This window comes from Paenirhizobium selenitireducens ATCC BAA-1503 (genome assembly GCF_000518785.1).
GTDB classification, from domain to species: Bacteria; Pseudomonadota; Alphaproteobacteria; order Rhizobiales; family Rhizobiaceae; genus Allorhizobium; species Allorhizobium selenitireducens.
This window is the reverse complement of sequence record NZ_JAEG01000001.1, coordinates 267,523-282,625: the sequence shown is the minus strand read 5'-3', so window position 1 is coordinate 282,625 and position 15,103 is coordinate 267,523. Positions and strand designations below refer to the sequence as shown.

General features: G+C 63.4%; 12 protein-coding genes. 4 read left to right on the top strand and 8 right to left on the bottom strand.

Going from position 1 to position 15,103, the window contains the following annotated elements; all coding sequences use genetic code 11:
• Positions 1-14: 14 nt before the first annotated feature.
• Positions 15-344: a heat shock protein HspQ gene (gene hspQ / locus L867_RS0101445; protein ID WP_028735226.1), complete on the bottom strand. Its 330-nt coding sequence runs from the start codon at positions 342-344 to the stop codon at positions 15-17.
• A 73-nt stretch (positions 345-417) separates the two neighbouring features.
• On the bottom strand, positions 418-1,350 hold the full coding sequence (locus tag L867_RS0101440) for a DMT family transporter (protein ID WP_037172448.1): 933 nt from the start codon (positions 1,348-1,350) through the stop codon (positions 418-420).
• A gap of 236 nt (positions 1,351-1,586) precedes the next feature.
• On the opposite strand from L867_RS0101440, the gene L867_RS0101435 reads away from it, so the two are divergent.
• Both L867_RS0101435 and L867_RS0101430 read left to right on the top strand, forming a co-directional pair.
• On the top strand, positions 1,587-2,630 hold the full coding sequence (locus L867_RS0101435; protein ID WP_028735224.1) for a coiled-coil domain-containing protein: 1,044 nt from the start codon (positions 1,587-1,589) through the stop codon (positions 2,628-2,630).
• A gap of 17 nt (positions 2,631-2,647) precedes the next feature.
• Entirely contained in the window at positions 2,648-3,691 is a 1,044-nt protein-coding gene (locus tag L867_RS0101430) for a TAXI family TRAP transporter solute-binding subunit (protein WP_028735223.1), read from the top strand.
• Between the two features lie 131 nt (positions 3,692-3,822).
• Here the strand turns inward: L867_RS0101430 and glnA are convergent, their stop codons facing one another.
• Both glnA and L867_RS0101420 read right to left on the bottom strand, forming a co-directional pair.
• Positions 3,823-5,232, bottom strand: coding sequence for a type I glutamate--ammonia ligase (gene glnA, locus L867_RS0101425; RefSeq protein ID WP_028735222.1), 1,410 nt, complete (start codon positions 5,230-5,232; stop codon positions 3,823-3,825).
• Positions 5,233-5,295: 63 nt separating this feature from the next.
• On the bottom strand, positions 5,296-5,634 hold the full coding sequence (locus L867_RS0101420) for a P-II family nitrogen regulator (RefSeq protein WP_015916113.1): 339 nt from the start codon (positions 5,632-5,634) through the stop codon (positions 5,296-5,298).
• Positions 5,635-5,978: 344 nt separating this feature from the next.
• Between L867_RS0101420 and L867_RS0101415 the strand changes: the two genes are divergently transcribed.
• Complete coding sequence (locus L867_RS0101415) at positions 5,979-7,448, top strand: bifunctional ADP-dependent NAD(P)H-hydrate dehydratase/NAD(P)H-hydrate epimerase (protein WP_028735221.1); 1,470 nt, start codon at positions 5,979-5,981, stop codon at positions 7,446-7,448.
• 71 nt (positions 7,449-7,519) lie between these two features.
• Positions 7,520-8,401: an EamA family transporter gene (locus L867_RS0101410; protein ID WP_028735220.1), complete on the top strand. Its 882-nt coding sequence runs from the start codon at positions 7,520-7,522 to the stop codon at positions 8,399-8,401.
• Between the two features lie 9 nt (positions 8,402-8,410).
• On the opposite strand, the gene L867_RS0101405 is transcribed toward L867_RS0101410, so the two are convergent.
• The 4 genes from L867_RS0101405 to uvrA form a co-directional block, all read right to left on the bottom strand.
• Positions 8,411-10,057 (bottom strand): Na/Pi cotransporter family protein, encoded by a 1,647-nt coding sequence (locus L867_RS0101405; protein WP_028735219.1) that lies wholly within the window; start codon positions 10,055-10,057, stop codon positions 8,411-8,413.
• A 173-nt stretch (positions 10,058-10,230) separates the two neighbouring features.
• Complete coding sequence (locus L867_RS0101400; protein ID WP_028735218.1) at positions 10,231-11,034, bottom strand: DUF72 domain-containing protein; 804 nt, start codon at positions 11,032-11,034, stop codon at positions 10,231-10,233.
• 21 nt (positions 11,035-11,055) lie between these two features.
• Positions 11,056-12,126 carry a DUF4238 domain-containing protein gene (locus L867_RS28185; protein ID WP_084638412.1) on the bottom strand — a complete coding sequence of 357 codons (1,071 nt, stop codon included), beginning with the start codon at positions 12,124-12,126 and terminating at the stop codon, positions 11,056-11,058.
• Between the two features lie 26 nt (positions 12,127-12,152).
• The gene (uvrA, locus tag L867_RS0101395) at positions 12,153-15,077 is read right to left on the bottom strand and encodes an excinuclease ABC subunit UvrA (protein WP_028735217.1); all 2,925 of its coding nucleotides are present in this window, start codon (positions 15,075-15,077) and stop codon (positions 12,153-12,155) included.
• Positions 15,078-15,103: the final 26 nt, after the last annotated feature.

Below are 15,103 nucleotides of genomic sequence, written 5' to 3'. Positions count from 1 at the left end.
GAGACGCTGGCGCGTCAGTGGGCGAAGCTTGCCTTGGGCTTGTAGTGTCCGGCCTGCTCCCGCACGAAGATCTGTTGAACCTGCGGATTGCGCAGCGGTTCCTCGCTGAGATCCTTCTCCAGATTCTGCTCCGAAACATAGGCGACGTATTCGGTCTCCGAATTTTCGGCGAGCAGATGGTAGAAGGGCTGGTCCTTGGACGGGCGCACTTCGGCCGGAATGGCGTTCCACCATTCCTCACTGTTGGCGAATTCCGGATCCACGTCGAACACGACGCCACGGAACGGAAAGACCTTGTGGCGAACAACTTCCCCGATGCCAAATTTTGCGTTGCGCTGTTTCATGGGCTTCACTTCCTTTCCCCATGAATTTGGGGAGGAAAGGGCAAAACATCAAGACCCGGCTATGCTTTCGCGCTCAGGCTGCTGGTCTGGCGCCGCGTCGCCCGGGCGCGGTCGCGAGCACCAGCCCGCCCATGACCAGCACGATGCCGACCGCGTGATAGAACTGGAACTGCTCGCCGAGAAAGATCACGGCCATGACGATCGACATCGGCGGCATGAGATAGAGCGTGATGCCGGCCATCGCCGCGCCAAAGACCCGGACCGCATGCTGGAAGCAGTAGAAGGCCGCCAGCGAGGCGAAGAGGATGATGCCGAGCAGCTTGGTCCAGTCACTCGTCGTGTCCGGCAGAAGGCCGCCGGTCAGCACCTCGTAGAGCGCCGGCGGAATGAGGACCAGCGTGCCGGACAGCGACAGCAGGCCGAACAGCGGCATGGGCGGCATGGCCTGCACCGCCGGGTGACGCAGCAGCAGGGAATAGAGCGCAAAGGCGATCGCTGCGGCGAGGATGCCGAAATCGCCGATGTTGAAGCGCAGGTGGAAGAGCGCCGTCCAGTCTCCCTTGAGCACGATGACCGCGACGCCGGCAAAGGCGACGACCATGCCCACCAGTTCGACCGCAGAGATGCGGCGCCCCTGGAACAGCCATTGCGCCAGGATGATGAACAGCGAGGAGGTGGTGTAGATCAGCGTCGCGTTCGAGGCCGTCGTCAGCGTCAGCGCCCAATAGACGAAGCCGCCGCAGATGCCCATGCCGAGGATGCCGAGCGTCAGCCAGATGCCGGTGTGCGACCGCACGAAGGCGAGGCAGACCCGGCGTTCGGCATAGACGAACGGAAAGATGATGAGGGCCGAACCCGCCCAGCGCAGGAAGGCCGTGGTGAAGGGTGCGATTTCACCGGTGATCCCGCGACCGAAGATCAGGTTGCTGGAGAAGAACACCGGCGCGAGGAAATAGAGCAGCCAGTCGAGCGGTCTCGGAGCAGCCGAGGTTTTGGTCTGGGGCATGGAGGCGATCTGGCTTTCGGACACGGGTAAGACAAGGGGCAGGGCAGGGAACGTCGCGGCCCACGGCGGCGAAGCGGAGACTACAAGGGCGATGCCGGGATGGAAAGCCGCGAAACCTTGCCCCGGTACGCCCGGGCGAAAACTTGCACGGGCAGGGGATTCACGCTACCCAGACGGCAACGGACACAGGCCGAAGCGGAGATGCCGTGAGCAATCAATGGGGCAGGGATACGCAGGTGAGCCAAGCGCGCGGCGGATCACCGTTCGGGCTGCTGATCGCGATCCTGGTGAGCCTGGTGCTCGGGGGGGCCGCCGGATATGGCGCCATGCGCTATCTTGGCCCGCAGGATGCCGATCGCCTGGCCACGGTCGATCAGCAGATCGCCGACCTCTCCGCCCAGCTGAACGACAGCAACCGGCGTCTCGCCGAAGCGGTTGAGGGGCGCAAGCGGGCAGAGACGGCCCTTGATGCCGGCGATCCGGCGACGGCCGCGCTCAGGCAGACGCTCGACAGCCAGCGCGGCGAACTCGACAGCATGGCCGACACGCTCGAGGCAACGAGCCGCGAACTGCTGTCGGAAAAGGAGGAGAACGCCCGTCTCGCGAAGGCCCTGGCGGAAGCGCGCCAGCAGAGCCTCGCCCAGGACAAGGCGATCGAGAACGCGAGGCAGGAAGCGACGAGCGCCAAAGCATCTGCCGACGCCGCCCTTGCCGACCTGAGGCAAAGGCTGGAAGCGTCCGAAGGCGAAGCGGGGCAGTCCCTGGCGCAGCTGAAGACCGAGGAGATCCCGCGTCTCGAGGCGCAGATCGCCGCGCTTGCCGACAAACTGGCCAAGGCCGAGGCGGACGGGACCAAGATCTCGGCCGAGCGCGACGCCCTTGGGGCCCAACTGGCCCGCAGCCGGGATGTCCTGAAGAACGCCGAGGACATGCTCGCCCGCGAGCGCGAGCGCAGTGCCGGACTGCAGGCCGAACTGGACGCGGCAAGGGCGGACAGCGCGCCAGGCGAAGATGCAGCGCCCGACAGTCCGCCTTCGGCACCGCCGGAGACCGCGGAAGACCTGCCGCTCATCGCCAATGCGCCGCGCGACCCCGCAGCCGTCGATGCCGTGCTCGCCAGGACGCCGGGCCTCGATCGGCTGTCGGCGGAAGACTACCAGCGCCTGCGGAGCCTGCTGGTGTCCGGTGAGTGCGTGACGACCGGCCTTCAGTCGGTGTTCCGCTCCGTGCCGGTCGTGACGCTCCGCAACCTGATGCGCGACCTGAAAAGCGGCTGCTGAGCGAAAGGACCCTCGCCATGCCAACGAAACTCGTCACATTCCTCTCGGCCCTGGGGCTCGCCCTCGTCGCCACGACAGCGGTAGCCGACAGCTTCGAGCGCAACATCATGACCGGCGGGCCGAGCGGTACCTATATCCGCATCGGCCGCGACATAGCCGCGCTCGGCGCCGAATGCGGCCTCGGCCTTAACGTCGTGGAGAGCGCCGGTTCGCTGGAAAACTTCGTCGGCGTGCGCAATCGACGCAACACGCAGTTCGGCATCGTCCAGAGCGACGTGCTCGAATATCTGAAGACCTTCGAGGCCAACGACCCGGAAGTGCAGCAGGCGGTGCGCGGCGTGCGCATCATGTTCCCGCTCTACAATGAGGAGGTGCATGTCCTGGCGCGGAGCGGCGTCGCCGATCTCAAGGGGCTCGCGGGCCAGAAGATCGCCATCGGCAAGGCGGACAGCGGCACATACCTCACCGCCACGCTGATGCTCGACATATTGCAGATCAAGGCGGCGGAACGGCTGACGATCAATCCGGACGAGGCGCTGCCGAAGCTGTTGTCGGGCGAGATCGACGCCTTCTTCTACGTGGCGGGCGCGCCGGCCCCGCTCTTTGCCAATGCCCAGATCGACGGCACGAAGTTCCATCTGCTGCCGATCAAGGATGCGCCGCTGCTTGCCACCTACACGGCCGCGACGGTTCCGGCCGCAACCTATTCCTTCCAGCAGGAGCCCGTCGACCTCGTCGCCGTCAAGGCCGTGCTGATGACCTATGACTACGATCCGAAGAAGAACGCCTACCACCGCGAGAGCTGCCGCTCGGTCTCGGATTTCTCCAGCCTGATCCTCAACGGCATGCCGGCGCTCGAGGCCAAGGGCCACCCGAAGTGGAAATCCGTCGACCTGACGGCCCTGCCGCCCGGCTGGCAGGTGGGAACCTGCGTCAAGGCGGGCATGGCGCTCGACTACAAGCCGGCCTGCACAGCGCCTGCAACGCAGCCGGAGCCGGCCCCGGACGCCAACGAGGAATATCTCAATCTGCTCAAGCAGCGGCTGAAGAAGCAGCCGTAACGCGCGGGAATTGCTCTGTAAGTTATTCCTAATTTATCCTGACGTGAAAAAAACCGGCGCGGTCGAGCAGACCGCGCCGGTTTTCCTGTTTTTCGTGACCGGCCCGCCCGGAGGCGATCCGGCCGGGGCCGTTAGGCCGAGTAGTACATGTCGAATTCGACCGGATGCGGGGTCATTTCGAAGCGCATGACTTCGGCCATCTTCAGCTCGATGAACGAGTCGATCTGGTCGTCGTCGAAGACGCCGCCGGCGGTCAGGAACTTGCGATCCTTGTCGACGCTTTCCAGCGCTTCGCGCAGCGAACCGCAGACGGTCGGGATCTTCTTCAGTTCCTTCGGCGGCAGATCGTAGAGATCCTTGTCCATGGCCTTGCCGGGATGGATCTTGTTCTTGATGCCGTCGAGGCCGGCCATCAGCATGGCGGCAAAGGCGAGATAGGGGTTGGCGGTCGGGTCCGGGAAGCGGACTTCGACGCGCTTGGCCTTCGGGTTCGAGCCGAACGGAATACGGCACGAAGCCGAACGGTTGCGGGCCGAATAGGCCAGCAGCACCGGTGCTTCATAGCCCGGGACCAGGCGCTTGTAGGAGTTGGTCGACGGGTTGGTGAAGGCGTTCAGCGCCTTGGCATGCTTGATGATGCCGCCGATGAAGTAGAGGCACGATTCCGACAGGCCGGCATATTCGTCGCCGGCGAAGGTCGGCTTGCCGTCCTTCCAGATCGACAGGTGGACGTGCATGCCCGAGCCGTTGTCGCCGAAGATCGGCTTCGGCATGAAGGTGGCCGTCTTGCCATAGGCGTTGGCGACCTGATGCACGACATACTTGTAGATCTGCATCTTGTCGGCGTTGCGCACCAGCGCGTCGAACTTGATGCCGAGTTCGTGCTGGGCAGCGGCCACTTCGTGGTGGTGCTTTTCGACCACGACGCCCATTTCGGCGAGCACGGTCAGCATTTCGGAACGCATGTCCTGCAGGCTGTCGATCGGCGGAACCGGGAAATAGCCGCCCTTGACGCGCGGACGGTGGCCGAGGTTGCCGGTTTCATAGTCGGTGTCGTCGTTCGACGGCAGTTCGGTCGAGTCGAGCTTGAAGCCGGTATTGTACGGGTCGGCCTTGTACTTCACGTCGTCGAAGACGAAGAATTCGGCTTCCGGACCAACAAAGGCGGTGTCGCCGATGCCCGATGCCTTGAGGTAGGCTTCGGCCTTCTTGGCGGTGCCGCGCGGGTCGCGGTTATAGGCTTCGCCCGAAACCGGATCAAGAATGTCGCAGATGATGACCATGGTCGACTGGGCGAAGAACGGATCCATGTGGACCGTATCCAGGTCGGGCATCAGAACCATGTCGGACTCGTTGATCGCCTTCCAGCCGCCGATCGAGGAACCGTCGAACATGACGCCGTCGGCGAACATGTCTTCGTCGACGCAGACGACGTCCATCGTGACGTGCTGCAGCTTGCCCTTCGGGTCGGTAAAGCGCAGGTCGACGAACTTGACGTCGTTGTCCTTGATCTGCTTCAGAATATCTTGTGCGGTCGTCATTTTCGAATTCCTTGAGTGTGATGACGATAATGAAGTCCGGTCCCGCAGGGCGGGACAGACCGACTAGATGGCATCGACGCCCGTTTCACCGGTACGGATGCGAACGACTTCCTCGACGTTCGAAACGAAAATCTTGCCGTCGCCGATCCGGCCCGTCTGGGCGGCATTGCGGATCGCGTCGATGACAGCTTCGACGTTTTCGTCGGCGAGGACGACCTCGACCTTCACCTTGGGCAGGAAATCCACCACATATTCCGCACCGCGGTACAATTCGGTGTGGCCCTTCTGCCGGCCGAAGCCCTTGGCTTCCGTGACCGTAATACCCTGCAGGCCGACTTCCTGAAGGGCTTCCTTCACTTCGTCCAGCTTGAAAGGCTTAATGATCGCTTCGATCTTTTTCATGAGAAAATATATCTCCGCTTCCCTCAACATGGCGGAAAGTCCCGCTCGGCCAACTCGATGCATGTAACGTGCCAGTTATGGCACAAACTGCGATCGAAAACGGGAAAAATTCGCGTTCCCGAGGCAAATCTCGCGCAAGACTGGGCAAAACACCAGTGTGTTTTGCCAGAAAACTAAAATTTCGCGCGGTTCTTTCGTCGCAGGCATTTCGACGATTTTCCGGGTGGCGCGCAATTCAGCACATTTAAAAGGCCACTATTTATGCAATTGCCTATTCGGTAATCATTTGCCGTTCAGGCATGCTTTCCGTTCCCCGGGGCCTCGGAATCTGCTTTGATGCCTGCATGAAAAGCGATCATGAAACCTGGCTTCTGACACCTGCCGCGATGGGGCGCGCCGACCAGGCCGCGGCCCGGTCCGGCATCAATTCTTTCGGCCTGATGGAGAAGGCGGGGCAGGCGGTGGCAGCCGCAGCGCTCAGGCTCCTGCCCGGAGCGCTGCGTTTCGTCGTGCTCTGCGGACCCGGCAACAATGGCGGTGACGGCTATGTCGCGGCACGGGCGCTGGCCGATGCCGGCGCCGAAGTTGCAGTGTTCCGCCTCGGCGATCCGGGGCGCCTCAGGGGCGATGCGGCTAAGGCCTTTGCCCGCTGCGCCATCGCCGGAGAAGCGCTCGACCGCTACGAGCCGCGTCCGGGCGACGCGATCATCGACGCGATTTTTGGCGCCGGGCTCGACCGTCCGGTTCCGGAGACCGTGGCAGCGGTCGTCGACAAGGTCGGGGCGCAAGGACTGCCGGTCATCGCGGTCGACCTGCCATCGGGGCTGGACGGACGAACGGGCAGGGTGCTCGGAGCGGCCTTCGAGGCATGCCACACGGTCACCTTCATGTCCCGCAAACCCGGCCACGTCCTGATGCCGGGGCGGCGTCTCTGCGGCCCCGTCGAGGTCTACGACATCGGCATTCCGCAGCGGATCGTCGCGGCCGAGGCCGGGCCTGCCGGGCTGAACACGCCAGCCGCCTGGGCCGCGCTTTTGCCGAAGGCCGAGCCAGAGGCCCACAAGTTTCGCCGCGGCCATCTGACGGTCTTTTCGGGGCCTGCGACGACAACCGGTGCCGCCCGGCTCTCCGCCGCGGCGGGTCTGAAGGCAGGGGCCGGCCTCGTCACCATCGCCTCGCCGACGAATGCGCTGGAGGCCAATGCCGCGCAACTGACTGCCGTGATGCTGAAGGCGATGGAGTATCCCGCCGCGCTTTGCGCCTATCTCGAAGATCCGCGCCACAAGGCCTTCGTGCTCGGACCCGGCTTCGGCGTCGGCTCAAAGGCGCGCGATTTCGCCCTGGCGCTCAATGATCGCCGGCTCGTGCTCGATGCGGACGGCATCACGTCGTTCCGCGACGATCCGTCTGTGTTGTTCGAGGCTTTCTCGACGGGAGAGACGCGGCTGGTGCTGACGCCGCACGAGGGCGAGTTCGCCCGGCTCTTCCCGGATATCGCAGGCGACAAATCTCTCAGCAAGGTCGACATGGCGCTTGCCGCCGCCGCGCGATCCCATGCGGTCATCGTCTACAAGGGACCCGACACCGTGATCGCCGCGCCGAACGGTCGGGCGCTGGTCAACACCAATGCACCGCCGTCGCTCGCCACCGCCGGCTCCGGCGACGTGCTTGCCGGCATGATCGGCGGGCTGCTGGCCCAGGGCGTGCCGGCCTTCGAGGCGGCGGCGGCCGGCGTCTGGCACCATGGTGAGGCCGGCAACAGAGCGGGCAGGGGGCTGACCGCCGAAGAACTCATCAATCTTATTGAACTGTGAGATAACGACTATTCGCTTCCTTCGGCGCCGCCCGGCATAGTATCGCTGCGGTAAACCTCAGGGAGAATCGCGTGAAACCCGTTCATGTTCTGCTGCTGGTGCTGGTCGCGGCACTCTGGGGCTTCAACTTCGTCGTCATCAAGCTCGGGCTGGACAATTTCCCGCCCTTGCTGTTCTCGGCCCTGCGCTTCTTCTTCGCCGCGGTGCCGCTTGTCTTCTTCATTCCCAGGCCCGACGTGCCGTGGCGGATCATCATCGGCATCGGCATCATGCTGGGCGTGGTGAAGTTCTCCTTCCTGTTCATCGGCATGGATGTCGGCGTGCCGCCCGGCCTTGCCTCGCTGCTCCTGCAGTCGCAGGCCTTCTTCACCGTGCTTCTCGCTTTCCTGATCTTCGGCGCGAAGCCGAGGCCGCTGCAGCTGGCCGGCATGGCGGTCGCCTTTACCGGCATCGCTCTCATTGCCTCCTCCATTGACGGCGACTTCACCGTCACCGGCCTTTCGCTCGTCCTTGCCGCGGCGATCGCCTGGGCCTGCTCGAACATGCTGATGAAGAAGGCGGGCAATGTGCAGATGCTCAACCTGATGGTCTGGGTCAGCCTCATTCCACCGATCCCGCTGCTGGTCATTTCAGCGCTGTTCGAGGGCTGGGACCGCGATCTCGCCGCCATCGCCAACATCAACTTGGCGGGCGCCGGCGCGGTGCTGTTCGTCGCCTATGTCGCGACCATCTTCGGCTTCGCCATCTGGGGCGCGATGATCAGTCGCTACGGGGTTTCGACCGTCGCGCCGTTCTCCCTGCTCGTGCCGGTGTTCGGCATGTCGTCGGCGGCGCTTTTGCTCGGCGAGGCCTTTGGCCCCTTGCGGATCGTCGCGGCCGTGCTGATCGTCGTCGGCCTGGTGATGAACGTGTTCAACCCGCAATGGCTCGGCCGCAAGCCGGCCACCGCCTGACGGTTCGACCTACAAGAGCCGGCTGCGGCGCAGCATGCCCTCGTCCTCGAGCAGCGGATAGCCGATCGAGGCGAAGAGCGAGTTGATCTCCTTCAGGTCGCGCATCGTGTCGATATGCAGCGAGCTCGACTCGAAGCTTGCGGCATTGCCGTTGCGCAGGCGCTGCATATGTTGCTCCTCGCTCACCCGCACCAGATTGCGCACCGCCTCCTTGCGCGCCACCAGCTGGCGGGCGTGCTCGACGTCGCGATTGACCAGCAGGTTGAAGGCGAGGCGCGCATTCTTCACCACCTCGTTGTGCATGGCCGTGAGTTCCGCCCAGCCCTCGGGCGAGAAGGCGGCGTTGCGGTCATGCTTCTTGCGGGCCCGGTTCAGCATGTTCTGCGAGATGATGTCGGCAGCCTGCTCGATCTTGATGGTCGTGCCGAGCAGTGCCTGGCACTGCGCGGCCGACGCCTCGTCGAGGGCGCTTTCCGATATGCGGGCCAGATAGAACTTGATGTCGCGGTGGATCGCGTCGATCTCGTCGTCGAGCGCCTCGATGCGCTGCATCTTCTTCGCATCCCAGGTCTCGTAGAGCTCGAAGATCCAGTTGAGCATGACCTCGGTCTTCTCGCAGACCGTGAGGACCTCGCGCGTCGCATTGCTGATCGCCTGGCGCGGATTGGCGAGGTCGGCGGGATTGAGCACGGAGAGGCGAACCGGCGCGGCCGTGTCCGGCGCAGGCCCGGCCAGGACCGCCTCCAATGCCCGCGCGACGATGCCGCTGAACGGCAGGCCGAAGACCAGCACCGCGCAATTGATCGCCAGATGGATCATCACCACGGCATCGCCCGGCTGGGCGGCAAAGAGCAGGGGATCGAGGCCGATGGCGAACTGCAAGGCGAGGGCCGCCACCGTGCCGAGGCCGCGGATGACGACATTGCCGAGCGGCACGATGCGGGCGCCGGCCTCGGCATTCTTGGTGAGGATCGCGCCGATCACGGCCGCGCCGAAATTGGCGCCGAGCACGAGCGGAATGATCAGGGCCGGCGGCAGGAGGTGACGGTCGGCGAGCGAGGCGAACAGAAGAATGGTCGCGACACTCGAATGGAAGGCCCAGGCGAGCAGGGCGGACAGCAGGAAGGCGGTGATCCAGTCGCGCGACAGGTAGTTGAACACCAAAGGCAGGATCTCGCTCGAGCGCAGCGGATCCGACGCCTCGCCGATCAGCCGCAGCGATAGCAAGAGCAGGCCGAGGCCGAACAGGATACGGCCGGCCTGGCGCCAGTTGCGTTGCTCCGAGGCGCGAAAGGCGATGGTGCCCATCAGCAGCAGGACCGGGATCAGCAGCGACAGGTCATAGCGCAGGATGCGCACGACGAAGGCCGAGCCGACATCGGCGCCGAGCAGGGTGGCGACGCCGATGCCGGAGGAGACGTACCCGCCAGCGACGAAGGACGAGACGATCAGGGCGACCGCGGTGGCGCTCTGCAGCACGATGGCGAAGAAGAAGCCGCCGAGCGCGGCCGAGACGCGATTGCTGATCGCGAGCCTGAGCCGCTCCTTCAGCAGATTGCCATAGGCGCGCTCGATGCCGGTGCGCACCATGCGGGTGGCCCAGAGCAGCAGAGCGACGGCTCCGGCCAGATTGATGAAGACGACGATCCCTGACATGCGGCATTCCCGGAGCAAATGGGCCGAATCGCATGCGACGACATGCCCCGGCAAAGCTGGTGAGCGTTGGCCTAAACAGCATTGAACGCGCCCGGCCAAGCGACAGACGCTAGTCCAGAATCGCCATTGTCACAACTTGCTGCGCATGCCGGTGTCGAGGGGAGCCAAAGCCCCTAGGCGACCGCCTTCTGCAGGGCGCGCGCGCCGTTCGGCGCATTGACCTTGCCGCCGGTGATGAAGAAGGCGAAGACGTCGCGCGGCGCCTTGTCGACGGCCCTGTCCGGGGCGATCGCCGGCAGGTCGTCCGGCATGCCGCCGCGGGCGTAAGTCTTCAGCCTGCCGGCCCAGGCGTCGATGTCCTTCGGCGGATAGCAGGACGGAATGTCGTCCCCGCCCTTCTGTAGCCGGGCATAGACGAAATCGGTCGTCGGGTCGGCGAACATCGGATAGTCGTGATGATCGGCACAGACCGCCGCCACGCCGTATTTCGCCAGCAGGCTGACGAATTCCGGCACCTGGAAGGATTCATGGCGCGGCTCGACCACGTGGCGAAGGGCGATCCCGTCCTGGCTCTTCGGCAAGAGCGCGAGGAAGGCTTCGAAATCGTCCGGCTCGAACTTCTTCGTGCCCATGAACTGCCAGAGGATCGGACCGAGATGGGCGCCAAGTTCGGTGATGCCCTGGGTGAGGAACTTTTCCACCGACGGCCCGGCCTCGGCCAGCACCTTGCGGTTGGTGCAGAAGCGGCTGGCTTTCAGCGAGAAGACGAAATTCTCCGGCACTTCCGCCGCCCATTTGGCGAAGGTCGCCGGCTTCTGGCTCGAATAATAGGTGCCGTTGACCTCGATCGCCGTCAACTCGCGGCTGGCGAATTCGAGTTGCCGCTTCTTGGCCAGCGTCTCGGGATAGAAGGTGCCTTCCCAGGGGTCGAAGGTCCAGCCGCCGATGCCGGTGCGGATTGTGCCGGATTTGGTCATGGGCCCCTCTCTCTATCTATACTATACTCTTGGTGACCCAAGGAAGCTATCGGAGTCCCCCCGGAGTAGTCGCTTTTCCGTTTCAACCTGTTGGTAATGCCAGTTCTTCCATGTATTCCGTTCCGCCTTATAGGCGTCGTGGTCCTCATTCCGAACTCGGAAAATGGAAACTTCCGGATCCTGATTACTCCCGAAAACATATCTATGTGCGTGCTCTGCGATGAGACGTCGAAGCAACTGAGTTTGTTCCCTGGAGAAACGCGAGCCCCGAACAGGTGGTTTGTGCCCAATTCGCGTGTACATCATGTGTTGGGGACTTATTGGAAAAAGTATCTCGCCACCCGATCTGCCCCAGCCTCCCCTAAAGTCGTATGACCCGCCATCATAGTAGTTCAACCTCATCACAGGCTTATCGGAGGTAAACCAACTCATGCCAGCAGAGGGTCGCATGATGGTCCACTTGTGAGAATGGAGGATGCGAATTGTCTTATTCAGAAGGTGATTCAACGACCAAAGCCAAGAAGCCCGGCAGACTGCTGTTTCCACCTTTAACATGGTTGCCTCTTCACTATCCTGCCGTTCAACACTAAGCCGCAGTGGGAAGGGAGCAATTATTTCTGCGGGGCAGTCTTCGCCAGTCGAAATGCCTCCAGCGTGGAGGCGGTCGGGTAGTTCTGCAAGGACACTTGAGAGTGCGTTCGACAAATTAGCACTGGCGCTATTGAGATGCTCAATTAGGCGTGCAGGTGGTCTCATATCGTGCATTGCGAGATATCGAACGAGAGTTCGCCAATCGTCAGATGTTAAGGGCTCATCATTTACGGCTCGTTGAAGCGGACCGTCTGCCGGAGTCTCAAAATCACGCGAGAACCAGCGTTCCATCTCATCGTTGTCAGCCCCCGCAATATGGCGCGTGTAAAGATGCTCCTGAAACCCAACGCTAGCGATACTAGTCTCTTTCCAAAGCGGAACGTTCGCGTTGGAAACCAACAACCGATAGACGAATATCTTGCCCGGCGAGGATTGCCATTGCTTTAGGTATCCCCTTGATACGTAGTGATTGTCTTTCGTTATAGTTCTTGACGCCGCCACAGAACTAAATCCCCATTTGAGACCACTTACTCCGCCGCCTGGCGCTTCTTCAGCGGCCGCCGTTCCAGCAGCTCCTTGAGGAACTGGCCCGTATAGGAGGCCTCGACCTTGACGATATCCTCCGGCGTGCCCTCGGCGACGATCGTGCCGCCGCCGTCGCCGCCCTCGGGGCCGAAGTCGATCACCCAGTCGGCGGTCTTGATGACTTCGAGATTGTGCTCGATGACGACAACGGAATTGCCCTGGTTGACCAGTTCCTGCAGCATTTCGAGAAGCTTGGCGACATCGTGGAAATGCAGGCCGGTGGTTGGCTCGTCGAGGATGTAGAGCGTGCGGCCGGTCGATTTCTTCGACAGTTCCTTGGCCAGCTTGACGCGCTGCGCCTCGCCGCCCGACAGCGTGTTGGCCTGCTGGCCGACCTTGATATAGCCGAGCCCCACGTCGAACAGCGCCTGCAGCTTGTCGCGCACCGCCGGCACGGCGGAGAAGAAGTCGACGCCTTCCTCGACCGTCATGTCCAGCACGTCGGCGATCGACTTGCCCTTGAAGGTGACGTCGAGCGTCTCGCGGTTGTAGCGCTTGCCGTGGCAGACGTCGCAGGTGACGTAGACGTCGGGCAGGAAGTGCATCTCGATCTTGATCACGCCGTCGCCCTGGCAGGCCTCGCAGCGGCCGCCCTTGACGTTGAACGAGAAACGGCCGGGCTGGTAGCCGCGGGCCTTGGCTTCCGGCAGGCCGGCGAACCAGTCGCGGATCGGGGTAAAGGCGCCGGTATAGGTCGCCGGGTTGGATCGCGGCGTGCGGCCGATCGGCGACTGGTCGATGTCGATGACCTTGTCGATGAACTCGAAGCCGTCGATCCGGTCGTGCTCGGCCGGGTTTTCGCGGGCGCCCATGACGCGCCGCGCGGCGGCCTTGTAAAGCGTCTCGATGAGGAAGGTCGACTTGCCGCCGCCCGAAACGCCGGTGACCGCGGTGAACACGCCGAGCGGGATGGCCGCAGTGACATTCTTCAGATTGTTGCCGCGTGCGCCGACGACCTTGACCTGCTGGCCCTTCTTCGGCTTGCGGCGTTCGGAGGGTACGGCCACGCCGAGCTCGCCGGTCAGATATTTGCCGGTCAGCGATTTCGGGTGGGCCATGATGTCCTGCGGCGAGCCCTGGGCGATCACCTCGCCGCCATGGATGCCGGCCGCCGGACCGATGTCGACGACGTAGTCGGCGGTCAGGATCGCATCCTCGTCATGCTCGACGACGATCACCGTATTGCCGATGTCGCGCAGGTGTTTCAGCGTGTCGAGCAGGCGGGCATTGTCGCGCTGGTGCAGGCCGATCGACGGTTCGTCGAGCACGTAGAGCACGCCGGTAAGCCCTGAGCCGATCTGCGAGGCGAGCCGGATGCGCTGGCTTTCGCCGCCCGACAGCGTGCCGGAATTGCGCGACAGGCTCAGATAGTCGAGGCCAACGTCGTTGAGGAAGGCGAGGCGCTCGCGGATCTCTTTCAGGATCCGAACCGCGATCTCGTTCTGCTTGGGCGTCAGCTTTTCCGTCAGCGTCGCGAACCAGCCGCCGGCGACTCGGATCGACATCTCGGTCACCTGGCCGATATGCAGGCCGTTGACCTTGACCGCCAGCGCCTCGGGCTTGAGGCGGAAGCCTTTGCAGGACGGGCAGGGGGCTGCCGACATGTAGCGCTCGATCTCCTCGCGGGCCCAGGCGCTGTCGGTCTCCTTCCAGCGGCGCTCGAGGTTCGGCACGATGCCCTCGAAGGTCTTGGTCGTGGTGTAGGAGCGCGCGCCGTCGGCATAGTGGAAGTCGATCTTCTCCTCGGTGCCGAAGAGGATCGCCTTCTGCGCGGCTTCCTTGAGATCGGACCACTTGCTCGAAAGCTTGAAGCCGAAGGCCTTACCGAGCGCTTCGAGCGTCTGGTCGTAATAGGGCGAGGAGGATTTCGCCCAGGGGGCGATCGCCCCGTCGTTCAGCCGGCGCTGGCTTTCCGGCACGATCAGCGCGGTGTCGATCTTTTGCTGGAAGCCGAGGCCGTCGCAGGTCGGGCAGGCACCGAAGGGGTTGTTGAAGGAGAACAGCCGCGGCTCGATCTCCGGAATGGTGAAGCCGGAAACCGGGCAGGCGAACTTTTCCGAAAACAGCACATGCTCGTGCGTGTCGTTGAGCGACTTGTTGGCGCTGCCGCCGGCCGCCGTCTCTTCGGGCGGCAGCGGCTTGTCGGCGAATTCGGCGATCGCCAGGCCGTCGGACAAAACGTGAAGGCAGGTCTCTAGACTGTCGGCCAGCCGGCTTGCGATGTCGGGCCTGACGACGATGCGGTCGACGACCACGTCGATGTCGTGCTTGAACTTCTTGTCCAGCACCGGCGCCTCGGCGATCTCGTAGAACTGGCCGTCGATCTTGACGCGCTGGAAACCCTTCTTCATCAGGTCCGCCAGCTCCTTCTTGTACTCGCCCTTCCGGCCGCGCGCGATCGGCGCCAGGATGTAGAGGCGGGTGCCTTCCTCGAAGGCGAGGATGCGGTCGACCATCTGGGAAACCGTCTGGCTCTCGATCGGCAGGCCGGTCGCCGGCGAATAGGGCACGCCGACGCGGGCAAACAGCAGGCGCATGTAGTCGTAGATCTCGGTGACCGTGCCGACCGTCGAGCGCGGATTGCGCGAGGTCGTCTTCTGCTCGATCGAGATCGCCGGCGACAGGCCGTCGATCTGGTCGACGTCCGGCTTCTGCATCATTTCGAGGAACTGCCGGGCATAGGCCGACAGGCTCTCGACATAGCGGCGCTGGCCCTCCGCATAGATGGTGTCGAAGGCGAGCGAGGACTTGCCCGAGCCGGACAGGCCGGTCATGACGATCAGGCTGTTGCGCGGCAGATCGAGATCGATGCCCTTGAGATTGTGCTCGCGCGCGCCGCGGATGGAGATATGCTTCAAATCGCTCATGTGGACTGGTCTCGACTGGACAAAGC

Bases quoted from the DNA above. Each gene is read 5' to 3' on its own strand.
- hspQ (WP_028735226.1), bottom strand. From the start codon at position 344: ATGAAACAGCGCAACGCAAAATTTGGCATCGGGGAAGTTGTTCGCCAC.
- L867_RS0101440 (WP_037172448.1), bottom strand. From the start codon at position 1,350: ATGCCCCAGACCAAAACCTCGGCTGCTCCGAGACCGCTCGACTGGCTG.
- L867_RS0101430 (WP_028735223.1), top strand. From the start codon at position 2,648: ATGCCAACGAAACTCGTCACATTCCTCTCGGCCCTGGGGCTCGCCCTC.
- glnA (WP_028735222.1), bottom strand. From the start codon at position 5,232: ATGACGACCGCACAAGATATTCTGAAGCAGATCAAGGACAACGACGTC.
- L867_RS0101420 (WP_015916113.1), bottom strand. From the start codon at position 5,634: ATGAAAAAGATCGAAGCGATCATTAAGCCTTTCAAGCTGGACGAAGTG.
- L867_RS0101415 (WP_028735221.1), top strand. From the start codon at position 5,979: ATGAAAAGCGATCATGAAACCTGGCTTCTGACACCTGCCGCGATGGGG.
- L867_RS0101405 (WP_028735219.1), bottom strand. From the start codon at position 10,057: ATGTCAGGGATCGTCGTCTTCATCAATCTGGCCGGAGCCGTCGCTCTG.
- L867_RS0101400 (WP_028735218.1), bottom strand. From the start codon at position 11,034: ATGACCAAATCCGGCACAATCCGCACCGGCATCGGCGGCTGGACCTTC.
- uvrA (WP_028735217.1), bottom strand. From the start codon at position 15,077: ATGAGCGATTTGAAGCATATCTCCATCCGCGGCGCGCGCGAGCACAAT.